Here is a 25,224-nt window from a genome sequence, read left to right as displayed (position 1 = left end):
TCCGCCGGTACCCTGGAGGCATGACCGAGAAGCCCCGCACGCGCGAGACGCGCCCCGCGACCGCGTCCGCCCGCCCGGGGACCACGATCCGCGCCACCGGCGGCACCCAGGTGCGTCCGGCGACCGAGGGGTGGACCCAGCAGAAGGACGCCGAGGGGCGACCGCTGCTGCAGTTCGCGAGCCCCAAGCGCGGCAAGCCGCCCGTGCACCTCGCCGACCTCACGCCTGCCGAGCGCGTCGACAAGGTCAAGGAACTGGGCCTCCCGGGGTTCCGGGCCAAGCAGCTCTCGACCCACTACTTCCGGCACTATACGTCCGACGCCGCCGAGATGACCGACCTCCCCGCCGGCATCCGCGACGAGCTCGTCGCCGGCATGCTCCCGCCGCTCATGACCGAGGTGCGGCGCCTCGAGACCGACCGCGGCGACACGATCAAGTTCCTGTGGCGGCTGCACGACGGCGCGCTCGTCGAGTCCGTGCTCATGCGCTACCCGGGCCGCATCACGCTGTGCGTGTCGTCGCAGGCCGGGTGCGGCATGAACTGCCCGTTCTGCGCGACCGGCCAGGCAGGACTCACGCGCAACATGTCGACCGCCGAGATCGTCGAGCAGATCGTACGAGCGAACCGCCTCATCGCGGACGGCGGCCTGGGCGGCAAGAAGGCCGACGACCACTCGATGGAGCGCGTGTCGAACATCGTCTTCATGGGCATGGGGGAGCCGCTCGCGAACTACAAGCGGGTCATGGACGCCGTGCGCATCATGGTCGCCCCGCAGCCCGACGGACTCGGCATGAGCGCCCGCGGCATCACCGTCTCGACCGTGGGCCTCGTGCCCGCGATCAAGAAGCTCGCCGACGAGAACATCCCGGTGACCTTCGCGCTGTCGCTGCACGCGCCCGACGATCACCTGCGCGACGAGCTCATCCCGGTGAACTCCCGCTGGAAGGTCGACGAGGCGCTCGACGCCGCCTACGACTACTACGCCAAGACGGGTCGTCGGGTCTCGATCGAGTACGCGCTCATCAAGGACATGAACGACCACGCGTGGCGCGCCGACCTCCTCGCCGAGAAGCTCAACCAGCGCGGCCGCGGATGGGTGCACGTGAACCCCATCCCGCTGAACCCGACGCCCGGGTCGATCTGGACCTCGTCCGAGCCCTCGGTGCAGAACGAGTTCGTGCGACGCCTGAACGACGCCGGCATCCCGACGACCCTCCGCGACACCCGCGGCAAGGAGATCGACGGCGCCTGCGGTCAGCTCGTCGCGACGACCGAGGACGAGGCCGCCGCCGCCGCGATGGCCTGAGCGGAGTCGGAGCGCGACCGCGACGCATCGCGGATGCCGTCGCGACGGCCCAGCTCCTCGGCGCGAGCGATCCAGGACGCGATGCGCTCCGGACCCGCGGTCTTGACGCCGAGCATCCGGTGCGTGCGGACCGAGCGGACGCCGCAGAGACGCAGAGTGTTGCGGGCAACCTGCGTCTGCGCCGGCAGCCCCGTGAACGGCACCGCGTACCACGGGGTGTCGGCGAGCAGGAGCAGCCGGCCGCGCCGTGCGGGGAGCAGACCCTCGGGGAGGCCGAGCCTCGTGTAGCGGTACTCCTGCTGGGGCAGCAGCGCGCGATCGAAGAAGCCCTTGAGCACGGCGGGGACGGAGCCCCACCAGAGCGGGGTGGCGACGGTCACGGACGACGCCTCGCGGAGCGTCCTCTTGGCGTCGGCGAGGTCGGGTTCCAGCTCCATGCGTTCGCGGTAGCCGAAACGCAGCGAGGGGTCGAAGGCGAGGTCGCGCACCGCGAGGACACGGGCATCGCCGTGCGCGGCGGCATACCGTCGGGCGAGCTCGGCGGTCAGCGAACGGGCGTCGGGGTGGCCGTCGAGGATGAGGGCGGTGGTCATGGCTGCTCCAATGTTGACACTGTCAATGTGATGGACACTGTCAAGATAAGGAACAATGTTGCTCGTGTCAAGTTCTCGATCGGGTTATCACCACGGCGACCTCGCCCACGCCCTCGAAGCGGCGGCGATGCAGCTCCTCGTCGAGCGGCCGGCGCAGGACATCAGCCTCCGTGAGGTGGCTCGCGCGGCCGACGTGAGCCACAACGCGCCCTACCACCACTTCTCCGACCGCCGCGGGCTGCTGAAGGTACTCGCCGAGCGGAGCATGGCCGACCTCGTCGAGGCGGTGCGCCTCGCGATCGCTGACGCACCCGACCCGACCTCGGCGGCGATCGACGGCGGCGCGGCGTACATCCGCTACGCCGTCGAGAACCCCCACGGGTTCGACGTGATCTACGACCCGACCGTGTGCATCCCCGGTGAGCCGAGCGACACCATGGCGCCGCTCATCGCCGAACTCGAGGGGCAGCTGTCACGCGCCGCGGCCTCCGCCGGATTCGACGCCGCCGAGGACGTCGTCGGCATCTGGGGTCTCGTGCACGGTCTCGGCACGCTGTGCGCGGCGGGGCACTTCCCCCTCGACGCCGCGCTCGCCGGGTACGAGCACACGCTGCGCCGCATGCTCCCGGCCTGACCGCCACGCGATCTCGCGGCGGAGACACAGGTCCCGTCCACGTTTTCCACAGGCGGACTTTCGTAGATTGTCGGGATGCCCTATTCCGCTCACCGTCCCGGACGGTTCGATTCGCAGGGCCGGATCCTCCTCGACGGCGACCCGAACGCTGACACGGACGATCTGGACTTCCTCCGCGCCTACGAGCCGAGCGGCGCCGACACGCAGTCGACCGCGCCGATCGACGACCAGGCCGTGACGGCGGACGAGGCGGATGCCGCGGCATCCCGTCCCGCGCGCGAGCCGAAGCCCCGCCGGCAGCCGCGCGAGAAGAAGCCGCGCACGCCGGGATCCCGTCTGCGGACGCTCGCGATCCTCGGCGGCGCGGAGGGTGAGATCCTCGACCGCGTCCCCGGTGAGACCCCGCGGTTCGTGCAGATGTTCTTCGTGCTCGCGGGGACCGCCCTCGTGTCGGCGATCTCCATGCTCTTCGCGCTCACGACCGGAGTGCAGGCCGCGATCTGGCTGGCCGTGCCCCTCGCGATCGTGTGGGCGCTCATCATCTTCAACCTCGACCGGTTCCTCACGTCGACCATGACGTCGACCCGCAACGTGTGGCGCCTCGTCGGACTCGCGATCCCGCGTATCGTCATGGCCGCGATCATCGGGTTCGTCGTCGCCGAGCCGCTCGTGCTGCAGATCTTCCACAACGACATCGCCCGCGAGGTCGCCTCGACCAACATCACGCAGGCGCAGTCCGACCAGGACGCGCTCGAGACCGGCCCCGAGAAGAAGGCGCTGGATGCGGCGTCCGATCGTGTCGCCGAGCTCGAGAACCAGGCCGCGACCGGAATCGTCGCAGGGACGGACTCGTCGTCCGCGAGCGAGTCCGCCGCGCAGGCGACCGTGGACGACGTCACCGCCAAGATGACCGCGCAGCAGGGCGTGATCGACCAGGCGCGGGTGCTGTACCAGTGCGAGCTCACGGGCGAGGGCGCGGGGACCGTTCCCGGCTGCACGGGCGTCAACGGCGAGGGCGCGAGCTCGGATGCCGCGAAGGCCCAGCTCGCGGAGGCGCAGCAGACCTACGACGCGCTCGCGGCGCAGCTGCGCACCGCCAACGAGGAGCTCGCCGCCGCCGGCACCTCGGCCAAGGAGAACACCACCGCCTCCGAGACGCAGAACCGCGAGGAGGCGAAGTCGCAGCTGCCCGCAGCCCGCGACTCCTACGACACCGCGCTCGCCGCGTACAACGCCCGCGCCGAGTCGGTGGCCTCCGGCAACGCGGGGGCGATCGGTCTGCTCAGCCAGATCAGCGGACTGAACCGGCTGAGCGAGAAGGAGCCCACGATCCTCTGGGCCCACATCCTCATCGCGGCGCTGTTCTTCATGATCGAGCTGCTGCCCGTGCTCGTGAAGGTGCTCACGTCGTACGGCGACCCCTCGCTGTACGAGAAGGCCGTCGCGATCCGCAAGCAGGTCGCGCTCGACAAGGTCACGGCCGAGGGGTTCCGTGACCGAGCGTCGATCGTGAACGAGCAGTCGAGCGGCATCCAGGCGGAGACGGATGCCGCGGTGCCGCAGACCCGTGCCGAGAGGCGCGAGCAGGACCGCCAGGCCGAGCAGGAGCGCGAGCGCTCCGAGCAGCGCGCACAGGCGCAGACGCTGGAGGATCAGGAGCGGCTGCTGCAGACGCAGGCCTGACGCGTGGAGGCAGGGGCGCGCGGCAGGGCGCGCTCTGCTCCAGTCGCAGTTCGTGCCGCTTTTCGGGCGGGCGGCGGCGCCGCGGTCGCAGTTCGTGCCGCTTCTTCGGCTCCGGCGCGGCACGAAGTGCGACCGGAACTCACCGAGCGCGCGAGTTCGGGATGCTCTCAGCGAGCGCTCTTAGCGTGAGCGCATGACCTCTCACCGCTCCCGCATCGTCGTGTCCGTCGTCGGCGTGCTGGCCGTGACGCTGTACGCGGCGCTCGCCGCCGTGCAGATCCTCGTGCTGAACCCGCTCGCGGCCGCTCCGGGCCTGACGCTCGACGACATCCGCGCCGACATGCACGGGGCCAACGAGAGCCTCGGCGAGGAGGTCGTGTTCCTGGTCCTGGGTCTCGGGGTCGCCCTCGCGGTGGCAATCGGGATCATCGTCATGCTGAGGTCGTCGCCGCCGCGGCTCGCCACTCTGCTGTTCCTCGCGATCCTCACGATGGGCGTGCCCGCGTACTTCATCGCGTCATTCGCTGCGGGCATGGGACTCGCCGACACCTACGGCATCAGCGGCGCCGACTACTCGCCGTGGTCGCGGATCTTGTACATCGTGAGCCTGGGGTCGTTCGTCGCGGCCGTGACGCTCGCGGTACTGACGACCCTCCGAGGGCGCGGTGGCGGTCACGCCCGGATGACGGAGACGGCCCGCGGCCCCGGCATCCGCGGGTAGCGTGGCCTCATGGTCAACTATCGCTACCTCGGTAACAGCGGACTCAAGGTCTCGGAGATCACCTACGGCAACTGGGTCACCCACGCCTCGCAGGTCGGTGACGAGGCCGCGGTGAAGACGGTGCACGCGGCGCTGGATGCCGGCATCACCACGTTCGACACCGCCGACACCTACGCCAACACGGCCGCGGAGGTCGTGCTCGGCAAGGCCCTCGAAGGGCAGCGCCGCGAGAGCCTCGAGATCTTCACGAAGGTCTACTTCCCGACCGGTCCCAAGGGGCCGAACGACACCGGACTCAGCCGCAAGCACATCATGGAGTCGATCGACGGCTCGCTGACCCGTCTCGGCACCGACCACGTCGACCTGTACCAGGCGCACCGCTTCGACTACGAGACCCCGCTCGAGGAGACGTTCCAGGCGTTCGCCGACGTCGTGCGCCAGGGCAAGGCGCTCTACATCGGCGTCTCGGAGTGGACGGCGGAGCAGCTGCAGGACGGGCACGCGCTCGCGCGCCAGCTCGGCATCCAGCTCATCTCGAACCAGCCGCAGTACTCGATGCTGCACCGCGTGATCGAGGGCAAGGTCGTGCCGGCCTCCGAGGAGCTCGGCATCTCGCAGATCGTGTGGTCGCCGATGGCGCAGGGCGTGCTGAGCGGCAAGTACCTGCCAGGTCAGCCCGTGCCGGCAGGCTCCCGTGCGACGGATCCGCACAGCGGCGCCGACTTCATCAAGGGCCTCCTGAAGGACGAGGTCCTCACGGCCGTGCAGCGCCTCAAGCCGATCGCCGAGCAGGCCGGTCTCACGATGCCGCAGCTCGCGATCGCGTGGGTGCTGCAGAACCCCAACGTCGCCGCCGCGCTCGTCGGAGCATCCCGGCCGGAGCAGCTCGCCGACACGGTCAAGGCCTCGGGCGTGACCCTCGACGCCGACACCCTCGCGGCGATCGACGAGGCTCTGGGCGACACCGTCAACCGCGACGCCGAGGCGACGTACTCCGTCTCGCCGAAGTCCCGCCTGGTCTGACCCCGGGCTGCAGGCACGTCGCGCCGAGACCCACCTCGCGCGCCGAGACCCACCTTCCCCGACGCCGGGGAAGGTGGGTCTCGGCGGTTCTGGTGGGTCTCGGCGCAGATGGAGGCGGGGTGTGCCGGGACAGGACACACGAGGTGCCGGGGCTACTCCTTCACGGCGCCGGCCGTGAGGCCCTGCACGATCCAGCGGCTCGCGAGCGCGAACATCGCCATGGTCGGCAGGATCGTCAGCACGGCCGCCGCGCTCATCGAGCCCCAGTCGATGTTGAACGTCGAGATGAAGCCGTTCAGCGCCGAGGGCACCGTGCGGTTCTCGTCGGTGTTCATGAGCACGACCGACAGGAACAGCTCGTTCCAGCAGTTCACGAAGTTGAAGATGAACGCCGCGATGATGCCGGGCGTCATCACGGGCACGAGCACGCGGAACAGGGCGCCGAGGCGCGAGCATCCGTCGATCATCGCCGCCTCCTCCAGCGCGTCCGGCACGTTCTCGAAGAACCCTCGGAGCATGACCGTCGAGAACGGGATGCAGATCGCGATGTACACGAGGATCAGGCCGGGCTTCGTGTCGACGAGTCCCAGGTCGGTCATCATCGAGTACAGCGGCCCGAGCGCGATGAACGCGGGGATCATCTGCGTCAGCAGGAACGCGATCAGCACCGCGCCCTTGCCGCGGAACTCGAACCGCGCGATCACATACGCGCTCAGCAGCGCGATCAGGGTCGCCACGGCTCCCGCCACGACCGCGACGAGCGCCGAGTTGCCGAGGAACGTCGCGAAGGCGCTCTGCTGGAACAGCTTCACGTAGTTGTCGAATGACGGCTCGCTCGGCCAGTACTCGATCGGGAAGCGGTTGATCGTGCCCGGCGACTTGATCGACGTGAGCGCGATCCAGTACAGCGGGAACAGCGTGATCACGAGCCACAGTCCGAGGCCGACCACGCGCACGACGCCGCCGACCGTGACCCGACGCGGACCCCGCGGGGCCTTCACGGCGTTCGGCACCGTGATGCGGCGCGTCTCGGTCATGGTGGTGCCGGTGGGGGTGGTGACGGTCATCGCTGGGCCCTCCGCATCGCCACCAGGTAGAACGCGCAGAACACGAACAGGAACGCCACGACGATCAGCCCGATCGCGCTCGCGATGCCGTAGTTGCCCTGCTGCGTGTAGTTGATCATCCAGGTCGTGATGATGTGCGTCTGGTTCGCGGGTCCGCCGTTCGTCATCGCGTAGATGATGTCGGGGAAGTTGAAGATCCAGATCACGCGCAGCAGGATCGTCAGCAGCAGCGTCACCGAGATGTACGGGATGATGATCGAGAACAGCTGCCGTACCTTGCCGGCGCCGTCGAGGCTCGCGGCCTCGAGCATCTCGTCTGGTACCGACTGGAGGGCTGCGAGGATCATGATCGCGAAGAACGTCACGCCGTACCAGACGTTCGCGACGATGACCGCGAACATCGCGAGCTTGGGGTCGGCCAGCCACGGCAGCGGCGCCTCGATGAGGCCCGCCTTCATGAGCAGGTCGTTGACGACGCCGAACTCCGCGTTGAACATCCAGCGGAACAGCATCCCGATCAGGAAGCCGGAGACCGCCCACGGGAAGAACACGAGCGCCTGGTAGAGCCCGCGGAACCTGAAGCGCTTGCGCAGGGCGAGCGCGATCAGGAAGCCGATCACGAGCTGCGGCACGAGCGAGCCGACCACCCAGAGGATCGAGTTCCCCGCCACGACCGGGAACGCGGGGTCCTGGAAGACGGTCACGAAGTTGTCGAAGCCGACCCAGGGGGTCGAGGTGAGGTCCCACAGGTTCCAGTCATGGAACGCCATGCGCGCGCCCTGCAGCATCGGCCAGTACGTGAACCACGCGACGAACACGATCGCCGGGGCCATGAAGGCCAGCAGGGTCAGCGCGTGACGGCCCCGGAAGGGGCGACGACGCGGGCCCGGGGAGGCCGCGCCGGCCGCTTCTCGCGAAGCCGTGCCGGCGGAGCCCCTCTCACGAAGAGCGGATGCCACGGATCAACCCTTCTCCGCGGCGTACTTCTCGGTCCAGAAGGTGTCCCACGACTCGAGCAGCTCGCTCGTCGACATGTTGCCGAGGAGAACGTTCTGCACGTCCTGGTCGGACTTCTGGATCCACTCGGTCCACCAGCTCACGCCGCGCGGCTGGCGCACGTTCACGTAGGTCTCCGGGTCCTCCGTCATGGTGACGTAGCTGGTCCACGGGCCGGTCGAGTAGAACTCGTCGTCCGCGGCATCCGTGATGATCGGCACTAGGCTGTTCGCCTGCGCGAACTCCGTCGCGGGCTCGGCCGAGGAGAGGAACTCGACGAGCTCGACCGCGGCCTCCTGGTGCTCGCTGTTCTCGGCGACGCCCCAGCCGGCGACGGCCAGCGGCTGCGCGGCCTTGCCCGAGGGGCCGACGAGCAGCGGGGCCGTGTCCCACTGGTCCTCGGTGAGCGAGGAGTCCTGCACGGTCGCGATGACCTCCGGGTCCTGCAGCAGGAACGCGGTCGTGCCGTTCGTGAAGCCGGCGACCATCTCGGGGTAGCCCCACGACACGGCCGAGGGCGGCGACGCCTCGGTGAAGAGCTCGAAGTAGTCGTCGACGGCGTCCTGCGCCTCGGGGGCCGCGAAGATCGTCGAGCCGTCCTCCATGAGGAACGCGTCCTCGGTGTCGAGGCCGTCGATCGTGTACGCCTCGATCGCCGCGACCACGTTGCTGTTGGCGTTGGGTCCGCCGCGGAACGCGTAGCCGTAGATGTTGTTCGACGGGTCCTGGATGGCGCTGGCCTGCTCGAGGAGGTCCTTCCAGCTGTGCGGCGGTCCGTCGAAGCCGGCGTCCTCCACGAGGTCGGTGCGGTAGAACAGCGACAGGCCGTAGAAGCCGTACGGCACGAAGTAGCTCTTGCCGTCGGCGGCGACCGACGCGGACTGGGCATTGTCGGTCAGGGCGTCCCAGCCGTCCCACTTCTCGAGGTCGGGCCCGAGGTCGTACAGCCAGCCGTTGTTCGCGAAGGGGCCGACCGTGATGTCGCGGACCTCGAGGACGTCGACGCCCTTGCCGGACTGCAGCATCTGCTGGATCTTCGCGTCGGCCTGCTCGGTCGGCGGGGACACGAGGTTGACCTTGATGTCGGGGTTCTCCTTCTCGAACTGGTCGAGCAGGCCGCGCAGCAGCTCCGTGCGCGCAGGGTTGGTCAGGCTCTCGACCATCTGCAGGGTCACGGTGCCGTCGGCGGACGAGCCGCTGCCGCCGGAGCAGCCGGTGAGCGCGAGGGCGGCGACGGTGCCGATTCCCGCGGCGGTCGTCAAGATGCGGTTCTTCTTCACGAGGTGCCTCTCAATTGTGGTGGGGTGATGGATCGGGTGGTGGGGTGATGGATCGGGTGGTGCGGTGGTGGATCGGGTCAGGGGACGATGGGGATGCCGTCAGGCGATGACGGTCGCGGGGGTGGAACGGATGCCGGCGCGGCTGAGGATCTGCGGCACGCACCGCTCGACGAACGCGGTGAAGTCGGACTCCTCCGTGTAGAGGTGCGCGGACAGGCGGAAGTAGCCGATGCCGCGGAAGCTCGTGAACGCGGTCTCGACGCCGACCGCGTCGAGCAGGTCCATGCGCAGGGCGTCGGCCTCCTCACGGGTCGCGCCGAGTCCGAGCGGCAGTCGCACGAGGCGCATCGACGGCACGGGCGAGGGCAGCGGCGTCAGCGGGTCCTCGTCGCCGTAGGGGCGCAGCGACTCGGCGATCATCTCGGCCCCGGCATCCGCGATCTCCGAGATCGCGACGCGGGCCCGGGCCCAGCCGAACTCGTCCTCGACGAAGTCGATCGCGGTCGGGGTGGCGAGGTAGGTCGTGGCGTCGATCGTGCCCTGGGTGTCGAAGCGCGTGGGGTAGGGATCGCGGGCGGCCCACGAGTCGATGAGCGGCCACAGCTCGTCACGGTCGGACGCCGTGGTCACCAGCAGGGCGGACCCGCGCGGGGCGCAGGGCCATTTGTGCATGTTGCCGAACCACCAGTCGCCGCCGCCGAACGCCGCGGCGTCGGCGATGAGGCCGGGCGCGTGCGCGCCGTCGACGAGCGTGCGCACGCCCTGCTCGGCGGCGCGGTCGGCGATGCGGCGCGTGGGCAGCAGGCGGGCGGTCGGAGAGGTGATCTGGTCGACCACGATCAGGCGGGTGCGCGGGGTGAGGGCGTCGGCGAACAGCTGCACGACCTCATCGTCGGAGGCGAGGAGCGGGAGGGAGACCGTGCGGACGGTCGCGCCGAAGCGACGGGCGAGACGCTCGGCGCCCATCGTGATCGCGCCGTAGCCCTGGTCGGTCACGAGGATCTCGTCGCCGGCCTCGAGACGCAGGGCGTTGTAGACGACGGTCGCGGCGGCCGAGGCGTTCGGCACGAAGACGGTGTCATCGGCACGCGCGCCCACGAACGGGGCCGTGCGCTCGCGCGCCTCCCGCACGCGCTCCGCGATGCGCGGGAACCACTCGACCGGGCTCAGATCGGCCCGGCGACGCAGAGCGTCCTGATGCGCGACGACGGCGGTGGGTACGGCACCGAAGGATCCGTGGTTGAGGTGGATCACCTCGGGATCGAGGGGCCAGGCGTCGCGCGCTCGCAGGCCGGAGGTCAGCGTGAGCGGTGCGGGGAACAGCGGAGCGGGCATCGATCCTCATCGGTGAGTCAGGGGCGAGTTGTTGCACAACTTTGCCACACGGCTCCCGAAATCGCTACGGAAAGGCGAAGATGAAACATAGTTGTCATACGAGTTTTCCGCGTCGGCACAATCCGACAGACTTCACGGAGGGGTGGGGCGTGTCAGGGAGGATGACGATGAGCGCACTCGACACGGCGCTGCACGGACTGCGTGCGCTGATCGCCGACGGTGCGCTGCGCCCCGGAGACCGGCTTCCCAGCGAAGGGGAGCTCTGCGAACGGCTCGGCGTCTCGCGCGGGTCCCTCCGCGAGGCGATCCGGATGCTGGCGGCGCTCGGGGTGCTCGAGACGCGCCACGGCTCCGGCAGTTACGTCGGCGAGCTCCGAGCGGCCGACCTCATCGGCAGCCTCTCGCTCACGGTCGGGCTGCTGCCCATGGCCGGGGTGCTCGAGCTCACGGAGCTCCGGCGCGTGCTCGAACCCCACGCCGCGGCGCTCGCCGCCGCACGGATCGACGCCGACACCGTGGCGGTGCTCGACGGCATCCTCACCGAGATCGAGGCGAGTGACGACTTCGAGGAGCACTCGCGCCTCGACCACGCGTTCCACATGACGATCTCCGAGGTCGCGGGCAACGACGCCCTCACCAGCCTCATCGACGTGCTGCGCTCGCGCTCGCGCGCCTACCGGATCCCCGACGAGCACGACGCCCACGAGCTCAAGCGGAACTCGGATGCCGGGCACCGGGCCATCCTGCGCGGACTCGCCGCCGCCGACCCGGTCGCCGCGTCCGCCGCGGCGTCGTCGCACGTCGCGGCCACGGAGTACTGGGTGCGGCTGTACACGGAGGGTGAGGGCGAGGCGTCCTCGCCCTGACGGTCACTCGAACGTGATGTCGACCTGGATCTCGGTCGCCAGGCGCTCGAGATCGGCCTGCAGCGCCTCGACGTCGACGTCCGCGGGCACACGCGCCGCGACCGTCGCCTCGAACAGGCGGCCGCCCGCCATCGCGGCATCGCGGGTCTCGGTCGCCAGCTACTCGATGCTCAGCGCGTGCGCGTGCAGCACGGCCGACACCTCGCGCACGATGCCGGGGCGGTCGTTGCCCAGAACGCGGAGTTCCAGCATCCGCTCGTCGGGGATCGCGGTCTCGGTGCCCTGGCGCACGGCGACCGTGAGCAGGCCGTCGAGCTCGCGCAGAGCCGACTCCATCTCGGACGAGCGCTCCGGGGCGACCGAGACCTCGATCACGCCGGCGAACGTGCCCGACAGCTCGGCGAGCTGACTGCTCTCCCAGTTGCCGCCGTGGGCGTCCACGACATCGGCGACGGCGGCCACGAGGCCCGGACGGTCAGCACCCGCGACGGTGAGGATGAGAGTGGTCATGCCGCCAGCGTACGGGGAGTGCTCAGGCGGCGTCGACCGGCCCGACCGAGCGGACGGCGGTGATGAACGCCCGCACCCGGTCGGGATCCTTCACGCCGGGTGCGGATTCGACGCCGCTGGACACGTCGACACCCCACGGGCGCAGGTCCCGGATCAGGCCGACGACGTTCTCCGGGGTCAGTCCGCCGGCGAGAGCCCAGTCCCGAGACGGGGGAGACGTTCGCAGGTCCGATGAGTCGAACGTTTGCCCGGCACCCGGAGAGGGGGCATCGAGCAGCAGGAGGTCCTCGCCGTACGCGTCGCGCTGATCCGGCGTCTCGGCGAGGTACCGCGCGGCGGTCGTCGCCCGGATGGTCCGGAACCCGTGCGCGCGGACGAGCGCGAAGTCCGACGGAGGTTCGTCCCCGTGGAGCTGCACGGTCGTGACACCCGCCTCGGTCGCGAGACGGACGACATCGTCGACGGGCTGGCGGCGGAAGACGCCGACCGTCGCCACGGAGCGGGGAACGCGGCTGACGAGGTGCGCGGCGTCGGCGGCCGCGAGGAACCGGGGACTCTTCGCGGCGAACACGAACCCGACCGCGTCGGCGCCGGCTTCCCCTGCCGCATCCACGGACTGCTCGTCGCGGAGACCGCACACCTTCACCCACATAGGGCCTCAGCCTAGGCGAGGCGACGATGCCGGCGGTGCGAGCGCAGTCTGCGAAAGCAGGCTCGCGTCACTCGACCCAGTCCCCGGTCTCCAGGAACCGGTCCAGCCGCGCGCGGTGCGGGGCGAGGTCCCACCCCTGCCCGTCGACCCACTCGTCGGAGTAATAGGTGCCGGCGTAGCGGATGCCGCTGTCGCAGATGAGCGTGACGACGCTGCCGGTCTCGCCGGCCGCGCGCATGCGGGCGATCAGCTGGAACGCGCCGTAGAGGTTGGTGCCGGTCGATCCTCCGGCGAGGTGCAGAGTGCGCTCGCGCAGCATCCGGATGGCGGCGACGGATCCGGCATCCGGCACCTGGATCATCTCGTCGATCACGGTCGGCACGAACGAGGGCTCGACCTGCGGGCGGCCGATGCCCTCGATGCGGCTCGGGCGGCCGGCAGGGGCGTCGACGGTGCCGGCCCAGCCGTCGTAGAACGCGGATCCCTCGGGGTCGACGACCGCGATCTGCGTGTCGTGGCGGCGGTACTTCACGTAGCGGCCGAAGGTCGCGCTGGTGCCGCCGGTGCCGGCGCCGACGACGATCCAGCGGGGGATCGGATGCCGTTCCTGCGACAGCTGGCTGAACACGCTCTCGGCGATGTTGTTGTTGCCGCGCCAGTCGGTCGCGCGCTCCGCGAACGTGAACTGGTCGAGGTAGTGGCCGTGGCAGTCGCTCGCGAGCCGCCGGGCCTCGGGCGACATGTCCTCCGCGCGCTCCACGAAGTGGCAGGTGCCGCCGTAGAACTCGATGAGGTCGATCTTCTCCTGGCTCGTCGACCGCGGGACGACCGTGATGAACGGCAGGCCCAGCATCCGTGCGAAGTACGCCTCCGAGACGGCGGTCGATCCGCTCGACGACTCGACGAGGGTGGTGTCCTCGGTGATGCGGCCGTTCACGAGCCCGTAGAGCAGCAACGAGCGTGCGAGGCGGTGCTTGAGCGACCCGGTCGGATGCACCGACTCGTCCTTCAGGTACAGGTCGATGCCCCACTCGGCCGGCAGCGGGAACAGGTGCAGGTGCGTGTCGGCGCTGCGGTTCGCGTCGGCTTCCAGCAGGGCGATCGCGGTGCTGGTCCAGTCGCTCATGTGTCGAGCGTAACGCTCCCGTCACTCCATGCCCGGCTCGGGTCAGCGGACGGTGCCGGCGCGCGAGGCACTGCCGTCGTCGTCGATGTGCAGCAGCGACGCCTGCGACTGCTCCTGCTGCAGCTGGAACTCGAAGCGCGAACGGTCCCCGCGGTGGTGGGCGACGAAGTACTCGATCGGGATGCCGTCGGCGCCGCGACTCACACTGCGCAGACGCAGCAGCGCCGACCCCGCGCTGACGCCGAGGTGCTGGGCCTGCTCGTGCGTCGCGACGGTCGCCTCGGCGGAGCGGACGCCGCTCGTCGCGACGATCCCGTGGTCGGCGAGCACGCGGTACAGCGACGACTCCGACAGGTCGACGCCGAGCGTGACCCCGCCGACCGCCTCCGGCATCCATGTCGTCGACAGCGACCAGGGCTCGCCGTCGACATGCCGCAGACGTTCCAGCACCACGACAGGAGTGCCCGGCTCGACCTCGAGCGCGGCCGCGATCTCGTCGTCGGCCAGCGCCTGCTCGTGCCGCAGCACGTCGCTGTGCACATGGCCGCCGCGCCGCTCCACGTCGTCGTACAGGCCGACCAGCGTATGCACGAGGCTCTCCGCCGTGCGCGGTCGCGACACGAACGTGCCCTTGCCCTTGACGCGCTCGACCAGTCCCTCGTGCTCGAGCTGCGCCAGCGCCTGCCGCACGACCGTGCGGGAGATGCCGTACCGCTCGCACAGCCGGTGCTCGCCTGGTAGCGGATCGCCCGGCTGCAGACCGTCGCGGGCGATGCCCTCGATGATCAGCTGCCGCAGCTGGTCGTACATCGGCGCCGCGGAGTGCCGGTCGATCGAGTCCTCCATGTCAGTACGCCACACCAGCGTGCAGGATCACGTTGGCGTACGGCGTGAACTCGCCCGAGCGCACGAACGCCCGCGCCCCGTGCGTGAGCTTCTTGAACTCGACGTGCGGCACGAGCTCGATCTCGAAATCCTGGTCGGCGAACCGTGCACGCAGCGCTTCCAGCACCTCGGGGCTCTTCTCCGCGACCTCGGCCGACACCGTGGCGCCCTCGACGACGAGCTCGGCGAGCACCGTGTCGAGCACGTCGAAGAACGCGGGAGCGCCCGGGCGGTAGGCGAGGTCGATGCGCTCGGAGCCCGGGGGGATGGGAAGACCCGCATCCGTCACCACGAGGAGATCGGTGTGTCCGGTCTCGCTGATGACACGGGAGAGCGCGGGGTTGATGGTCGTGGCGGTCTTGCGCATGGGGACTCCTCAGGCAGCGGCTTCGCGGGCGGACAGGAACGCGTCGACCTCGGCGCGCAGCGGCAGGCTCGGCGAGGCGCCCTGCTTCGTGACGGCCAGGGCTCCGGCCGCGGTCGCGAGGCGCACGGCCTCGTCGAGCGTGCTGCCGTTCGCGAGCGCTGCGCCGAGGTACCCGGCGTAGGCGTCGCCCGCGGCGGTGGTGTCGACCGCCTCGACGGGGAACGGCGGGATGACGGTCGCACCCTCGGCGGTGACGACGCACGACCCCTGACCGGCCAGGGTGATGACGGCGGCGCCGACCCCTCGGTCGAGGAACCAGCGTCCTGCGCGTTCGGCGGACGCGGCATCCGTCACCTCGACCCCGCTCAGCAGCGACGCCTCGGTCTCGTTCGGGGTCACGATGTCGATGCTCGACCACACCTCGTCGGGCAGGGGAGCGGCCGGAGCGGGGTCGAGGATCACGGTCATGCCGTGCTCGCGTCCACGCGCGGTGATGTGCGCCGTCAGAGCGGACGGGGTCTCGAGCTGCGTGAGCAGCACCGAGGTCGTGGGAGCGAGCGCCGCGAGCGCGTCGTCGATCTGCTCGGCGCTCAGTGCGGCGTTCGCGAGCGGCACCATGACGATGTCGTTCTGCGCCGAGGCGTCGACGCGGATGTGCGCGATGCCCGTCGGGCCCGGCACGGTGCGCAGGTGGGCGAGGTCGACGCCGGCGTCGCTCAGCCCGTCGACCACGAGGTCGTGGAACAGGTCGTCGCCCACGCATCCGACGAAGCTCGTGCGCGCCCCCGAGCGGCCCGCGGCCACGGCCTGGTTCGCGCCCTTGCCGCCCAGCATGAGCGTGAACTGGTCGCCGAGGATCGTCTCGCCGCGGGCCGGGAGGCGGGTGGAGAACGTGGTGACGTCGGCGGTCACGCTTCCGACGATCACCACTCCGGTGCGGTCGGCCGAGGCGGCGGGGGTCATGGCGCTCCTGATCGTCATCGATCCGCGGGGCTTTGACAATCCTCCGCGGCTGTCATTACATTAGCCGAATCCGAACCTGTAACGACAGGTTGCGCCCGAGGAGAACCATGACCGCGTCGTCCCCCCGTCTCTACGTCGACAGCGCCGATCTCGAGCGGGTCTCCTCCCTCCTCGCGACCGGTGTCGTGCACGGTGTCACGACCAACCCGACGATCCTCGAACGCGGTGGACGCACCGCCGCCGAGATCCCCGACCTCTACGCCCGCTGGGCGAGCGAGGGCGCGCGGGAGATCTTCTTCCAGACCTGGGGCGGCGACACCGCCTCCTTCCTCCGCAACGCGGAGGGCATCCGCGCGCTCGGCGACCTCGTCGCGGTCAAGGTGCCGGCGACCCGCGAGGGCTTCGCCGCGGCATCCGCGCTCGTGCGCGACGGCGCCACGGTGCTCGTCACGGCCGTCTACTCGGTGGCGCAGGCGCTCGCCTGCGCGAGCATCGGCGCGCAGTACATCGCGCCCTACCTCGGACGGATGCGGGATGCCGGGATGGACGGCGACGCCGTGATCGCCCGCATGCAGGAGGTCTGCGTCGGCAGCGGATCGAACGTCCTCGCCGCGAGCCTGCGGTCGCCCGACGACATCACGGGACTGCGGCTCGCAGGCGTGCCCTACTTCACCGCCGCACCCGACGTGCTCGACGCCGTGCTGTTCCACGAGGTGAGCGACAGCTCGGCCGCCGAGTTCGACGCGGCCATGGTGCGGCTCGGGGCCTGATCCCCGACTCGAGGCGGTGACTCAGGCGGACGCCGCCTGGCGCAGCCACCGCTCCACGCCGGCGATGTGCGCGGTGGCGAGAGACGTCGCGAGGACCGGGTCGTGCTGCGCGACAGCATCCGCGATCGCCCGGTGCTCCGACAGGGTGCGCTCGACCGCGCCGCCCTCGGTGAGTCCGCGCCACACGCGCGCGCGGACCGTCTGACTGCTCAGGTGCTCGATGAGGCTCGCGAGGTATGCATTGCCCGACATCGCGACGATCTCGCGATGGAAGCGGATGTCGTGCTCGACGAGCTCCTCGATGCTCACGTTCGCGTCGACCGCGGAGACCTCGTCCTCGAGCTGCGCGATCGCCTCGGCGGTGCCGAGCGTCGCCGCGAGACCCGTGGCCTGCGACTCCAGCATCCGCCGCACGGCGAAGATCTCCAGCATCGAGTCGTCGTCGTGCATGTCGACGACGAAGGAGATCGCCTCCAGCAGCAGGTGCGGTTCGAGGCTCGTGACGTAGGTGCCGTCGCCGCGGCGCACGTCGAGCACCCGGATCACCTCGAGCGCCTTGACGGCCTCGCGCATGGAGTTGCGGGACAGGCCCAGGCGCTCGGACAGCTCCTTCTCGGGCGGCAGCCGATCGCCGGGCGCGAGCTCGCCAGACACGATCATCGCCTTGATCTTCTCGATCGCCTCGTCTGTCACAGCCATGGCGTCATCCTAGCCATTGATCGGATGTCTGAGGCAGGATGGGGGCATGCGCGCACTGGATTCGCACCTGCACCTGTGGGACCCCGAGGTCCTGCACTACACCTGGCTCGAAGGGCCCCTCGCCTGGCGGTTCGCCGACACCGAGATCGAGCACTCCCGCGTGAGTCGCGCCACGACCGAGACGGCCGTCTTCGTGCAGGCCGAGACCGTCGAGGACGACTTCCTCGACGAGGTGCGCTGGGTCGCCGGTCAGGCGTCCGCGATCGGCGTGGTCGGCATCGTCGCCGGCGTCCGCCTCGACCGCGGCACCGACACGACCGCGCACCTCGAGGGGCTCGAGGCCGAGCCGCTCGTCGTCGGGGTGCGGCACATCCTTCAGGGGGAGGACGACGGCGCCGCCGGGACAGCTGCCTTCGTGACCGGTGCGCGCGAGGTCGCGGCCCGGGGATGGACGTTCGATGCCTGCATCCATGCGGCGCAGCTCCCCGAGGTCTCCCGCCTCGCCGCGGCGGTCCCCGAGCTGCGCATCGTGCTCGATCACCTCGGCAAGCCCGCGGTCGGGACGGCGGAGGCCCCGGTCGCCCCGACCCCCGAGTGGGTGCGCGACATCGACGACCTCGCCCGGCATCCGCTCGCGTACTGCAAGCTCTCCGGGCTCCCGGCCGAAGCCGGGGGGGACTGGTCGCGCGAGCAGCTCGAGCCCTTCCTCGACGCGGCGGCCGACTCGTTCGGCGTCGACCGTCTGATGTGGGGGAGCGACTGGCCCGTATCGGTCATCGGACCGGCCGAGGCCGACGACCCGCACGCTCCGGACGACGGCTCGGCCGCGTACCAGCCGACCGCCCGCGACCGCTGGGCCGAAGTCGTGATCGCCTGGGCCGAGGACCGCGGACACGACGTCGATGCGATCCTCTGGCGCAACGCCACGGAGTTCTACCGGATCGGCGAGCGCCGCGCGACGCCGGATGCCGAGGATCAGCCGCGCCGCGGCATCCTGGGCTGGCTCCGGGGCTGATGCGGGCGGCGTGATCGGGGCCCGCCCTGGTCCCGGTCTGGCGTTCCCGGTCGCAGTCGGTGCCGTCCGCTCCCGTGGCTGGGTGGTGCAGTCGCAGTTGGTGCCGTCCGCTCTCGTGACTGGGTGTTGCGGTCGCAGTTGGTGCCGTCCGATCTCGCATTCGGCGGCGCGAAGTGCGACCGGAAGGTCGAGATCGCCCGGGACGCGGCACGAAGTGCGACCGCAGGGGTCACTTGGCTGATCGATCAGGGGCCCAACGCCTGCCGCACTCGCTCGACGAGCACCTCGGGTCGTGCAAGCAGGTCGGACGTCACCTCGATGACGGTCCAGCCCGCAGCGCGGAGAGCGGCGATGCGTTCGACGTCGGCGGAGTAGCGGTCGTGATGCAGGATGCTCTGATACTCGATGGCGATCCGCTTCTGCGGGTACGCCAGGTCGACGCATCCGATGAATCGGCCGGAGCGGTCGTGGACGTCGTGGTTCAAGATCGGCTCGGGCAGCCCGGCGAGCACGAGATGGCAGCGCAGTCGGGACTCGCGGGGTGACCAGGAGTCCTCGCGGATCAGATCGAGCGCTTCGCGAAGACGACGGATCCCGACGCGACGAGCACCCGTGAGCATGCCGCGCAGCTCCTCGCGGGTGGTGAGCGGGGGCCGACCGATGTCACGCCGCCCCACACCCTCGCGCCAGACGCGACAGAAGTAGTCGCCGAGAGCCACGAGGTCCAGCAGGGACATCTCCCCCGACTGCGCCCAGACCGTGGATGGGCTCGCGATGCGGGATCCGTCGCGGTCGGTGAAGGTCTCGCTTGAGACTGGGGCACGATGCGCGCGCACGCCGACGGCCCTCACCAGCGGTCCGGAGCCGATGGTCGCCACATGGACGGGAAGGTCGGAGCCCGCGAGGGCACGGCTTTTCCGTGCGATCAGGGGCTGCGGGCCGCCGAGCAGAGCGATCGCGGTCTGGTGGCTGAAGAACTGTCCGTCGCGCAGGCGCGGTGCGTACTGACGCGCACGGATGCGGAGGTCGATCGCTTGGCGTTCATAAGGGTCGAGGTCCGGGTCCACGGTTGCGGAGCCGCCGGCGAGACGGACCCCGCGGAACGGCGTCTCGAGGTCGGTGCGGCGGAGGCGTCCGCGGTTCACGCCGACCGCGGCGGCATCCTGCACAGTGAAGTGTCGCCCGAGTTGCTCGGGGAGTGGTCGTGGTCGTCCCATCGTGCCACCGTCGCAGCAGACGACGCCCACCGGGGGATCTCCACAGGCGTCATCGGACGTTATCCACAGGCGTCGCAACCGCCGCGGCGGTTGTCGTCGTCTCCGGTCGCAGTTCGTGCCTTCCGGCTCGCGACCTCCGGGCTTCCGGTCGCAGTTCGTGCCGTCAGATAGACGCGGGAGCGGCACAAAGTGCGACCGGAGCGGATAGCGGGGCACCAGAAGCGGCAGGAAGTGCGACCGAAACGGCGGGGGCGTTCGGTCGCGGCAGGGAGTGCGACCGGAACGGCGCGCGTCCCGGGCGCGGTCAGCTGCCGACGGGGCGCGGACGCAGTCGCGCCATGCCGCCGTCGACCTCGATGAACGTGCCCGTGGTCGAGCCCGCGGCCGGGCTCACGAGATAGGCGACCGCCGCGGCGACCTCGTCGGGGGCCACCAGGCGTCCGTGGGGCTGGCGGGCCTCGAGGGCGGCGCGCTCGGCGTTCGGATCGGATGCCGTGTCGAGCAGTCGTCCCACCCACGGGGTGTCGGCGGTGCCCGGGTTCACGGCGTTCACGCGGATGCCCTCGCGCAGGTGATCGGTCGCCATCGCGCGGGTCAGCGCGGCGACGGCCCCCTTCGACGCGCTGTACAGGGCGCGCTGCGGGAGTCCGGTCGTGGAGGCGATGGATGCCGTGTTGCAGACCGACGCGCTCGGAGACCTCCGGAGCCAGGGGAGTGCCGCTGCCGTGACGCGGGCGATGCCGGTGACGTTGATCGAGAGCACGCGCGCCCACTCGTCGTCGTCGTTCGCCGTGATGTCGCCCTGCGCGCCGATGCCCGCGTTGTTCACGACGATGTCGATGCGCCCGAAGCGCTCCGCGACCGCGGCGACCGCGGCGTCGACCGAGGTGCGATCGGACACGTCGGCCGTGAACGCGGCGAACGCGGCATCCGCGCTCGAGGTGTCACGGTCGAGCACGGCGATCTGCGCCCCGTCGGCGTGCAGGCGGGTGGCGATCGCGGCTCCGAGGCCGGAGGCCCCGCCGGTGACGATCGCGACGAGGCCGTCGAGTGCGCCGGTCACTTCTGCGCCTCCCAGGCCACGAACTCCTGGCGCTGGTGGCCGAGCCCCTCGATCTCGATGTCGACGACGTCGCCGGCCTTCAGGTAGGGGAACTTGCCGCCGAAGGCGACGCCCTGCGGCGTGCCCGTGAGGATGAGGTCGCCCGGCTCGAGCGTCACGTACTGCGACAGGTGGTGCACGATCGTGCGCACGTCGAAGATCATGTCGTCGGTGTTCGAGTCCTGACGGGCCTCGCCGTTCACCCAGCTGCGCAGACGCAGGGCGTCGACGTCGACCTCGTCGGGCGTGACGAGCCACGGCCCCGTGGGGTTGAAGCCGGGGGCGATCTTGCCCTTCGACCACTGTCCGCCGGAGACCTCCATCTGGAAGGCGCGCTCGGACACGTCGTTCGCGACGACGTAGCCGGCGATGTGCGCCTCGGCCTGCTGCGGAGAATCGAGGTACGCGGCGCGGGCGCCGATCACGATGCCGAGCTCGACCTCCCAGTCGGTCTTCTCGCTGCCGCGGGGGATGGTCACCGCGTCGTCGGGACCGACCACCGTGTTGGGCGTCTTGAGGAACATGATCGGGACCGTGGGCGGCTCGGCGCCGGACTCCCGGGCGTGCGCCGCGTAGTTCTGGCCGATGCAGATGACCGCGCTCGGTCGGACGATCGGGGCGCCGACGCGCAGGTCGGCGGCACCTTCGAGCGGCACGAGCTCGCCGGCGGCGCGGGCGGACTCGACGCGGGCGTGGACATCGCTCGCGAGGAACGCGCCGTCCACATCGGATGTCACGGGGCGCAGATCGAGGTGGACGTCACCCTCGACGAGGACGGGGATCTCGGCTCCGAGTTCTCCCAGGCGTGCGAACTTCATGTCTCTCCTGCTCAGTCGGATCGTCGTGCGGTGCGGACGCGTCAGCACCGTCCGTCTCGTTGACAGTATAGACATCGGATGTTTACACTCCAAGAGATCCGCACGCATCCCATCCGTGCCCGAGAGGAACCCGTGAGCCGTATCGTCGCCCTCGACACGACCGACATCCGCTTCCCCACGTCGCTGAGCCTCGACGGCTCCGACGCGATGAACCCCGACCCCGACTACTCGGCCGCGTACGTGATCGTGCGCACCGACGCCGAGGACGGCATCGAGGGCCACGCGTTCGTGTTCACGATCGGCCGCGGCAACGACGTGCAGGTCGCGGCGATCGACGCCCTCGCCGGACACCTCGTGGGGCGCGAGATCGAACCCCTGCTCGACGACATGGGCACGACGTTCCGCGACATCATCGGGGACTCGCAGCTCCGCTGGCTCGGCCCCGAGAAGGGCGTCATGCACATGGCCATCGGCGCCGTGATCAACGCGCTGTGGGACATCAAGGCCAAGCGCGCCGGGCTCCCGCTGTGGCAGCTCCTCGGGCGGATGAGTCCCGAGGAGATCGTCGATCTCGTGGACTTCCGCTACCTCACCAATGCGCTCACCCGCGAGGAGGCGCTCGAGATCCTGCGGACGGCCGTCCCGGGGCGCGACGAGCGCGAGCGCGAACTGCTCGTCAGCGGATACCCCGGCTACACGACCAGCCCCGGATGGCTCGGCTACTCCGACGAGAAGCTCGAGCGCCTCGCCCGCGAGGCCATGGCCGACGGCTTCACGCAGATCAAGCTCAAGGTCGGCGCGGATCTCGACGACGACATCCGACGCTTTCGCAAGGCGCGCGAGGTGTGCGGGCCCGACTTCCCCATCGCGATCGACGCGAACCAGCGCTGGGAGGTGTCGGAGGCGATCGAGTGGGTCAACGCGCTCGCCGAGTTCCACCCCGCATGGATCGAGGAACCCACGAGCCCGGACGACGTGCTCGGTCACGCCGAGATCGCCCGCGGCGTCGCCCCCATCCGTGTCGCGACGGGCGAGCACGCCCAGAACCGGGTGATCTTCAAGCAGTTGCTGCAGGCCGAGGCCATCTCCGTCATGCAGATCGACGCCGTGCGCGTCGCCGGGGTGAACGAGAACATCGCGAACCTGCTGCTCGCCGCCAAGTTCGGCGTGCCGGTGTGCCCGCACGCGGGCGGCGTGGGGCTCTGCGAGGCCGTGCAGCACCTGTCGATGTTCGACTTCGTCGCGGTCACCGGTACGAAGGAGGGACGCATGATCGAGTTCGTCGACCATCTGCACGAGCACTTCGTCGTCCCCACCGACATCCAGGGCGGTTCGTACAGGGCGCCGACCGCGCCCGGAGCGGGCATGGAGATGAAGGCCGACAGCATCGCGACCTACTCGTGGACGGGCGCGCATGTCGCGGTCTGATCGGCTGACCGTCCCCGCGCTCGGCTACGGTGCCGCGAACGTCGGCAACCTCTTCCGTCCGCTCAGCGACGACGAGGCGTGGGCCGTGCTCGACGCGGCGTGGGAGAGCGGCATCCGCTTCTACGACACCGCCCCGCACTACGGCCTCGGGCTCTCGGAGCGACGCCTCGGCGCGTTCCTGCAGACCAAGCCCCGCGACGAGTACGTGCTGTCGACCAAGGTCGGCCGGCTGCTGCGCCCCAACCCCGACCACGCGGGCGGGCTCGACACCGCGAACGACTTCCACGTGCCCGACGACCTGCGTCGCGTGTGGGACTTCTCGGCCGACGGCATCCGCACGAGCCTCGACGAGTCGCGCGAGCGGCTGGGCATCGAGCGCCTCGACCTCCTCTATCTGCACGACCCCGAGCGGCACGACCTCGACCTCGCCCTCGCCGAGGCGCTCCCGGCCCTCGAGCAGCTCCGCGCCGCCGGCGAGGTCACGGCCGTCGGCATCGGTTCCATGGTCTCGGATGCTCTCGCCGCAGCCGTGCGCTCGGCCGACCTCGACCTCGTGATGGTCGCGGGACGCTACACGCTGCTCGAGCAGCCGGCGGCCGTCGACGTCCTGCCGGCGTGCCGCGAGCGGGGGACGGGCATCGTCGCGGCATCCGTGTTCAACTCCGGTCTGCTCGCCGCAGACGTTCCGCGTCGCGACGGCCGGTACGAGTACGGTCAGCTGCCCGACGAGCTGTGGGACCGGCTCGTGCGCATCGCCGAGGTGTGCGCGGTGCACGACGTTCCGCTGCCGGCGGCGGCGATCCAGTATCCGCTGCAGTCCGACGCGGTGCGGTCGGTCGTCGTGGGCGGCAGCCGGCCGGAGCAGCTGCGCCAGAACGCGGAGCATGCCGCGCGGGAGATCCCGGCGGCGCTGTGGGAGGAGCTCGCCGCGGAGGGGCTGATCCCGGGCTGAGGCGCGGGTGCGCGCGTGTCGGAGGGAGGCGACGACGCCGCGGTAGGACGTTTCGTGCAGCATCCTCCTCCGCCGGGTTCGCCGCCTACCTCGGAGCCGGTGCCGGCCGACCCGGCCCGGCAGTGCGGCGCGCGCCCGGGCGGCGGGGCTCAGCGCCCGACGGTGGACTCGCGCACGACGAGCTCGGCGGCGAACGGCGTCGGCGCGGGCAGGGGCGCGTCGGGGTGGGCGAGCTGCTGCAGCAGGGCGGCGCCGGCGGCGCGGCCGATCTCGTAGGCGGGCTGGCGCACGCTCGTGAGCGGGACGACGGACTGGTGCGCCTGCGCCACGTCGTCGAAGCCCACCAGCGCGATGTCATCGGGAACCCGGATGCCGTGGCGGAGAAGCTGCGTGAGCACGCCGATCGCGACCATGTCGTTCGCCGCGAACACGGCGTCCGGCCGCTCCTCCGGGGTGAGGGCGACGATGCGTGCTCCCGCGTCGAGGCCGTCCTCCGTCGCGAGGTGCGCGACCTCGTCGACCTCGATCGTCGCGGCCGATCCGTCCACCGCGTCGCGGAGTCCCTGCAGGCGGTCGTTCGACTGGCTCACCGACGGCGCGCCGAGGAACCGGATGCGTCGACGCCCGAGCGCGACCAGGTGCTCGCCCGCGAGGCGCCCGCCGCCGCGGTCGTCGAACCGCACCGATCCGACGGTCGCCGATTCGCGGATCGGTCCGATCACGACCGAGCGGATGCCGCGCTCGGCGAGCTGCTCGAGGCGCGGTACGACGTCGCCCAGCGGATAGATCACGATTCCCTGCACGCGGTGGGCCTCGAACATGTCGATGTTGCGGCGCTCGAGATCGCCGTCGCGGTTGCTGTTGCTGAAGAAGAGGGACCACCCGCCCTCGCGCGCGACGTCCTCGACGCCGCGGGAGAGCTCCTGGAAGTAGGGGATCCAGGCATCCAGGAGCACGAGCGCGAGCGTCGTGCTCGAGCCGGCGCGCAGTTGCCGCGCCGATTCGTTGGGCACGTAGCCGAGCTGCGCGATCGCGGCGCGCACCTTCTCGGCGCTCGCCTCCCCCAGGACGTGCGGGTGATTGAGGTAGTTCGACACCGTCGAGGAGGACACCCCGGCGAGAGCGGCGACGTCCTTGACGCTTGCGGGCATGGAGCTCCTCTGCTGATGCGATGCGTGACCAGGCTAGTGCACGGGTTGCAACGTGCCAAGAAAG

The 25,224-nt window shown here is 70.5% G+C and carries 25 protein-coding genes and 1 pseudogene; 10 read left to right on the top strand and 16 right to left on the bottom strand.

All coding sequences use genetic code 11. The features are described 5' to 3' along the window. The first annotated feature begins 20 nt into the window (after window positions 1-20). Window positions 21-1,307 carry a 23S rRNA (adenine(2503)-C(2))-methyltransferase RlmN gene (gene rlmN / locus ACIPY8_RS15645; RefSeq protein WP_400820016.1) on the top strand — a complete coding sequence of 429 codons (1,287 nt, stop codon included), beginning with the start codon at window positions 21-23 and terminating at the stop codon, window positions 1,305-1,307. On the opposite strand, the gene ACIPY8_RS15640 is transcribed toward rlmN, so the two are convergent. Further along, window positions 1,256-1,900: an NAD(P)H-dependent oxidoreductase gene (locus ACIPY8_RS15640; RefSeq protein WP_400820014.1), complete on the bottom strand. Its 645-nt coding sequence runs from the start codon at window positions 1,898-1,900 to the stop codon at window positions 1,256-1,258. The genes rlmN and ACIPY8_RS15640 overlap by 52 nt on opposite strands. A gap of 55 nt (window positions 1,901-1,955) precedes the next feature. On the opposite strand from ACIPY8_RS15640, the gene ACIPY8_RS15635 reads away from it, so the two are divergent. From ACIPY8_RS15635 to ACIPY8_RS15620, 4 genes are all read left to right on the top strand, one after another. After that, window positions 1,956-2,534 (top strand): TetR/AcrR family transcriptional regulator, encoded by a 579-nt coding sequence (locus tag ACIPY8_RS15635; RefSeq protein ID WP_400820012.1) that lies wholly within the window; start codon window positions 1,956-1,958, stop codon window positions 2,532-2,534. 75 nt (window positions 2,535-2,609) lie between these two features. Then, the gene (locus ACIPY8_RS15630) at window positions 2,610-4,217 is read left to right on the top strand and encodes a DUF4407 domain-containing protein (protein ID WP_400820010.1); all 1,608 of its coding nucleotides are present in this window, start codon (window positions 2,610-2,612) and stop codon (window positions 4,215-4,217) included. Between the two features lie 193 nt (window positions 4,218-4,410). Next, window positions 4,411-4,938: a hypothetical protein gene (locus ACIPY8_RS15625; RefSeq protein ID WP_400820008.1), complete on the top strand. Its 528-nt coding sequence runs from the start codon at window positions 4,411-4,413 to the stop codon at window positions 4,936-4,938. Window positions 4,939-4,947: 9 nt separating this feature from the next. Beyond that, window positions 4,948-5,961, top strand: a complete 1,014-nt coding sequence (locus ACIPY8_RS15620; RefSeq protein ID WP_400820006.1) for an aldo/keto reductase family protein — start codon at window positions 4,948-4,950, stop codon at window positions 5,959-5,961. A 152-nt stretch (window positions 5,962-6,113) separates the two neighbouring features. On the opposite strand, the gene ACIPY8_RS15615 is transcribed toward ACIPY8_RS15620, so the two are convergent. From ACIPY8_RS15615 to ACIPY8_RS15600, 4 genes are all read right to left on the bottom strand, one after another. Beyond that, window positions 6,114-7,028 carry a carbohydrate ABC transporter permease gene (locus ACIPY8_RS15615; RefSeq protein WP_400820004.1) on the bottom strand — a complete coding sequence of 305 codons (915 nt, stop codon included), beginning with the start codon at window positions 7,026-7,028 and terminating at the stop codon, window positions 6,114-6,116. Beyond that, window positions 7,025-7,987 carry a carbohydrate ABC transporter permease gene (locus tag ACIPY8_RS15610; RefSeq protein WP_400820002.1) on the bottom strand — a complete coding sequence of 321 codons (963 nt, stop codon included), beginning with the start codon at window positions 7,985-7,987 and terminating at the stop codon, window positions 7,025-7,027. Before ACIPY8_RS15610 ends, ACIPY8_RS15615 begins: the two co-directional genes overlap by 4 nt. A gap of 3 nt (window positions 7,988-7,990) precedes the next feature. Further along, window positions 7,991-9,304, bottom strand: a complete 1,314-nt coding sequence (locus tag ACIPY8_RS15605; protein ID WP_400820001.1) for an ABC transporter substrate-binding protein — start codon at window positions 9,302-9,304, stop codon at window positions 7,991-7,993. Between the two features lie 99 nt (window positions 9,305-9,403). Next, window positions 9,404-10,639 carry an aminotransferase class V-fold PLP-dependent enzyme gene (locus ACIPY8_RS15600; RefSeq protein ID WP_400819999.1) on the bottom strand — a complete coding sequence of 412 codons (1,236 nt, stop codon included), beginning with the start codon at window positions 10,637-10,639 and terminating at the stop codon, window positions 9,404-9,406. A 167-nt stretch (window positions 10,640-10,806) separates the two neighbouring features. Here ACIPY8_RS15600 and ACIPY8_RS15595 point away from each other — a divergent pair, with 167 nt between their 5' ends. Continuing rightward, complete coding sequence (locus ACIPY8_RS15595; protein ID WP_400819997.1) at window positions 10,807-11,505, top strand: FadR/GntR family transcriptional regulator; 699 nt, start codon at window positions 10,807-10,809, stop codon at window positions 11,503-11,505. Between the two features lie 3 nt (window positions 11,506-11,508). Here the strand turns inward: ACIPY8_RS15595 and ACIPY8_RS15590 are convergent. From ACIPY8_RS15590 to ACIPY8_RS15565, 6 genes and pseudogenes are all read right to left on the bottom strand, one after another. Continuing rightward, window positions 11,509-12,015: pseudogene (locus tag ACIPY8_RS15590) on the bottom strand (glycine cleavage system protein R). Between the two features lie 22 nt (window positions 12,016-12,037). Beyond that, window positions 12,038-12,667, bottom strand: a complete 630-nt coding sequence (locus ACIPY8_RS15585; protein ID WP_400819995.1) for a phosphoribosylanthranilate isomerase — start codon at window positions 12,665-12,667, stop codon at window positions 12,038-12,040. 67 nt (window positions 12,668-12,734) lie between these two features. Next, a complete protein-coding gene (locus ACIPY8_RS15580) occupies window positions 12,735-13,793 on the bottom strand; it encodes a PLP-dependent cysteine synthase family protein (RefSeq protein ID WP_400819993.1) in 1,059 nt (352 codons plus the stop codon). 42 nt (window positions 13,794-13,835) lie between these two features. Beyond that, complete coding sequence (locus tag ACIPY8_RS15575; RefSeq protein WP_400819990.1) at window positions 13,836-14,639, bottom strand: GntR family transcriptional regulator; 804 nt, start codon at window positions 14,637-14,639, stop codon at window positions 13,836-13,838. A 1-nt stretch (window position 14,640) separates the two neighbouring features. Next, on the bottom strand, window positions 14,641-15,045 hold the full coding sequence (rbsD, locus tag ACIPY8_RS15570) for a D-ribose pyranase (RefSeq protein ID WP_400819986.1): 405 nt from the start codon (window positions 15,043-15,045) through the stop codon (window positions 14,641-14,643). Between the two features lie 9 nt (window positions 15,046-15,054). Beyond that, window positions 15,055-16,008: a ribokinase gene (locus ACIPY8_RS15565; RefSeq protein ID WP_400819983.1), complete on the bottom strand. Its 954-nt coding sequence runs from the start codon at window positions 16,006-16,008 to the stop codon at window positions 15,055-15,057. 107 nt (window positions 16,009-16,115) lie between these two features. On the opposite strand from ACIPY8_RS15565, the gene ACIPY8_RS15560 reads away from it, so the two are divergent. Further along, complete coding sequence (locus ACIPY8_RS15560) at window positions 16,116-16,778, top strand: transaldolase family protein (RefSeq protein WP_400819981.1); 663 nt, start codon at window positions 16,116-16,118, stop codon at window positions 16,776-16,778. Between the two features lie 21 nt (window positions 16,779-16,799). Here the strand turns inward: ACIPY8_RS15560 and ACIPY8_RS15555 are convergent, their stop codons facing one another. Next, window positions 16,800-17,477, bottom strand: a complete 678-nt coding sequence (locus ACIPY8_RS15555) for a FadR/GntR family transcriptional regulator (protein WP_400819978.1) — start codon at window positions 17,475-17,477, stop codon at window positions 16,800-16,802. 46 nt (window positions 17,478-17,523) lie between these two features. On the opposite strand from ACIPY8_RS15555, the gene ACIPY8_RS15550 reads away from it, so the two are divergent. Then, window positions 17,524-18,492: an amidohydrolase family protein gene (locus tag ACIPY8_RS15550; RefSeq protein WP_400819976.1), complete on the top strand. Its 969-nt coding sequence runs from the start codon at window positions 17,524-17,526 to the stop codon at window positions 18,490-18,492. Window positions 18,493-18,737: 245 nt separating this feature from the next. On the opposite strand, the gene ACIPY8_RS15545 is transcribed toward ACIPY8_RS15550, so the two are convergent. From ACIPY8_RS15545 to ACIPY8_RS15535, 3 genes are all read right to left on the bottom strand, one after another. Further along, window positions 18,738-19,709 carry a hypothetical protein gene (locus ACIPY8_RS15545; protein WP_400819974.1) on the bottom strand — a complete coding sequence of 324 codons (972 nt, stop codon included), beginning with the start codon at window positions 19,707-19,709 and terminating at the stop codon, window positions 18,738-18,740. Window positions 19,710-20,013: 304 nt separating this feature from the next. Beyond that, the gene (locus tag ACIPY8_RS15540) at window positions 20,014-20,772 is read right to left on the bottom strand and encodes an SDR family NAD(P)-dependent oxidoreductase (protein WP_400819972.1); all 759 of its coding nucleotides are present in this window, start codon (window positions 20,770-20,772) and stop codon (window positions 20,014-20,016) included. Further along, window positions 20,769-21,629: a fumarylacetoacetate hydrolase family protein gene (locus tag ACIPY8_RS15535; protein WP_400819970.1), complete on the bottom strand. Its 861-nt coding sequence runs from the start codon at window positions 21,627-21,629 to the stop codon at window positions 20,769-20,771. Before ACIPY8_RS15535 ends, ACIPY8_RS15540 begins: the two co-directional genes overlap by 4 nt. Before the next feature lie 132 nt (window positions 21,630-21,761). Between ACIPY8_RS15535 and ACIPY8_RS15530 the strand changes: the two genes are divergently transcribed. Both ACIPY8_RS15530 and ACIPY8_RS15525 read left to right on the top strand, forming a co-directional pair. Next, window positions 21,762-23,057, top strand: a complete 1,296-nt coding sequence (locus ACIPY8_RS15530; RefSeq protein ID WP_400819968.1) for an L-fuconate dehydratase — start codon at window positions 21,762-21,764, stop codon at window positions 23,055-23,057. Beyond that, a complete protein-coding gene (locus tag ACIPY8_RS15525; RefSeq protein WP_400819966.1) occupies window positions 23,044-24,009 on the top strand; it encodes an aldo/keto reductase in 966 nt (321 codons plus the stop codon). The genes ACIPY8_RS15530 and ACIPY8_RS15525 overlap by 14 nt, the downstream gene beginning before the upstream one ends. A 149-nt stretch (window positions 24,010-24,158) precedes the next feature. On the opposite strand, the gene ACIPY8_RS15520 is transcribed toward ACIPY8_RS15525, so the two are convergent. Then, window positions 24,159-25,160 carry a LacI family DNA-binding transcriptional regulator gene (locus ACIPY8_RS15520; protein ID WP_400819964.1) on the bottom strand — a complete coding sequence of 334 codons (1,002 nt, stop codon included), beginning with the start codon at window positions 25,158-25,160 and terminating at the stop codon, window positions 24,159-24,161. Window positions 25,161-25,224: the final 64 nt, after the last annotated feature.

This window comes from Microbacterium sp. NPDC089696 (assembly GCF_044749125.1).
Classification (GTDB): Bacteria; Actinomycetota; Actinomycetes; order Actinomycetales; family Microbacteriaceae; genus Microbacterium.
Note: the sequence above shows the minus strand (reverse complement) of the source record. Positions and strands in the feature narration are given on the sequence as shown.

Excerpts from the sequence above, each read along its gene's own strand:
- rlmN (WP_400820016.1), top strand. The coding sequence starts at position 21 with ATGACCGAGAAGCCCCGCACGCGCGAGACGCGCCCCGCGACCGCGTCC.
- ACIPY8_RS15640 (WP_400820014.1), bottom strand. The coding sequence starts at position 1,900 with ATGACCACCGCCCTCATCCTCGACGGCCACCCCGACGCCCGTTCGCTG.
- ACIPY8_RS15635 (WP_400820012.1), top strand. The coding sequence starts at position 1,956 with ATGTTGCTCGTGTCAAGTTCTCGATCGGGTTATCACCACGGCGACCTC.
- ACIPY8_RS15630 (WP_400820010.1), top strand. The coding sequence starts at position 2,610 with ATGCCCTATTCCGCTCACCGTCCCGGACGGTTCGATTCGCAGGGCCGG.
- ACIPY8_RS15625 (WP_400820008.1), top strand. The coding sequence starts at position 4,411 with ATGACCTCTCACCGCTCCCGCATCGTCGTGTCCGTCGTCGGCGTGCTG.
- ACIPY8_RS15620 (WP_400820006.1), top strand. The coding sequence starts at position 4,948 with ATGGTCAACTATCGCTACCTCGGTAACAGCGGACTCAAGGTCTCGGAG.
- ACIPY8_RS15615 (WP_400820004.1), bottom strand. The coding sequence starts at position 7,028 with ATGACCGTCACCACCCCCACCGGCACCACCATGACCGAGACGCGCCGC.
- ACIPY8_RS15600 (WP_400819999.1), bottom strand. The coding sequence starts at position 10,639 with ATGCCCGCTCCGCTGTTCCCCGCACCGCTCACGCTGACCTCCGGCCTG.
- ACIPY8_RS15595 (WP_400819997.1), top strand. The coding sequence starts at position 10,807 with ATGAGCGCACTCGACACGGCGCTGCACGGACTGCGTGCGCTGATCGCC.
- ACIPY8_RS15585 (WP_400819995.1), bottom strand. The coding sequence starts at position 12,667 with ATGTGGGTGAAGGTGTGCGGTCTCCGCGACGAGCAGTCCGTGGATGCG.
- ACIPY8_RS15580 (WP_400819993.1), bottom strand. The coding sequence starts at position 13,793 with ATGAGCGACTGGACCAGCACCGCGATCGCCCTGCTGGAAGCCGACGCG.
- ACIPY8_RS15575 (WP_400819990.1), bottom strand. The coding sequence starts at position 14,639 with ATGGAGGACTCGATCGACCGGCACTCCGCGGCGCCGATGTACGACCAG.
- rbsD (WP_400819986.1), bottom strand. The coding sequence starts at position 15,045 with ATGCGCAAGACCGCCACGACCATCAACCCCGCGCTCTCCCGTGTCATC.
- ACIPY8_RS15565 (WP_400819983.1), bottom strand. The coding sequence starts at position 16,008 with ATGACCCCCGCCGCCTCGGCCGACCGCACCGGAGTGGTGATCGTCGGA.
- ACIPY8_RS15560 (WP_400819981.1), top strand. The coding sequence starts at position 16,116 with ATGACCGCGTCGTCCCCCCGTCTCTACGTCGACAGCGCCGATCTCGAG.
- ACIPY8_RS15555 (WP_400819978.1), bottom strand. The coding sequence starts at position 17,477 with ATGGCTGTGACAGACGAGGCGATCGAGAAGATCAAGGCGATGATCGTG.
- ACIPY8_RS15550 (WP_400819976.1), top strand. The coding sequence starts at position 17,524 with ATGCGCGCACTGGATTCGCACCTGCACCTGTGGGACCCCGAGGTCCTG.
- ACIPY8_RS15545 (WP_400819974.1), bottom strand. The coding sequence starts at position 19,709 with ATGGGACGACCACGACCACTCCCCGAGCAACTCGGGCGACACTTCACT.
- ACIPY8_RS15535 (WP_400819970.1), bottom strand. The coding sequence starts at position 21,629 with ATGAAGTTCGCACGCCTGGGAGAACTCGGAGCCGAGATCCCCGTCCTC.
- ACIPY8_RS15525 (WP_400819966.1), top strand. The coding sequence starts at position 23,044 with ATGTCGCGGTCTGATCGGCTGACCGTCCCCGCGCTCGGCTACGGTGCC.
- ACIPY8_RS15520 (WP_400819964.1), bottom strand. The coding sequence starts at position 25,160 with ATGCCCGCAAGCGTCAAGGACGTCGCCGCTCTCGCCGGGGTGTCCTCC.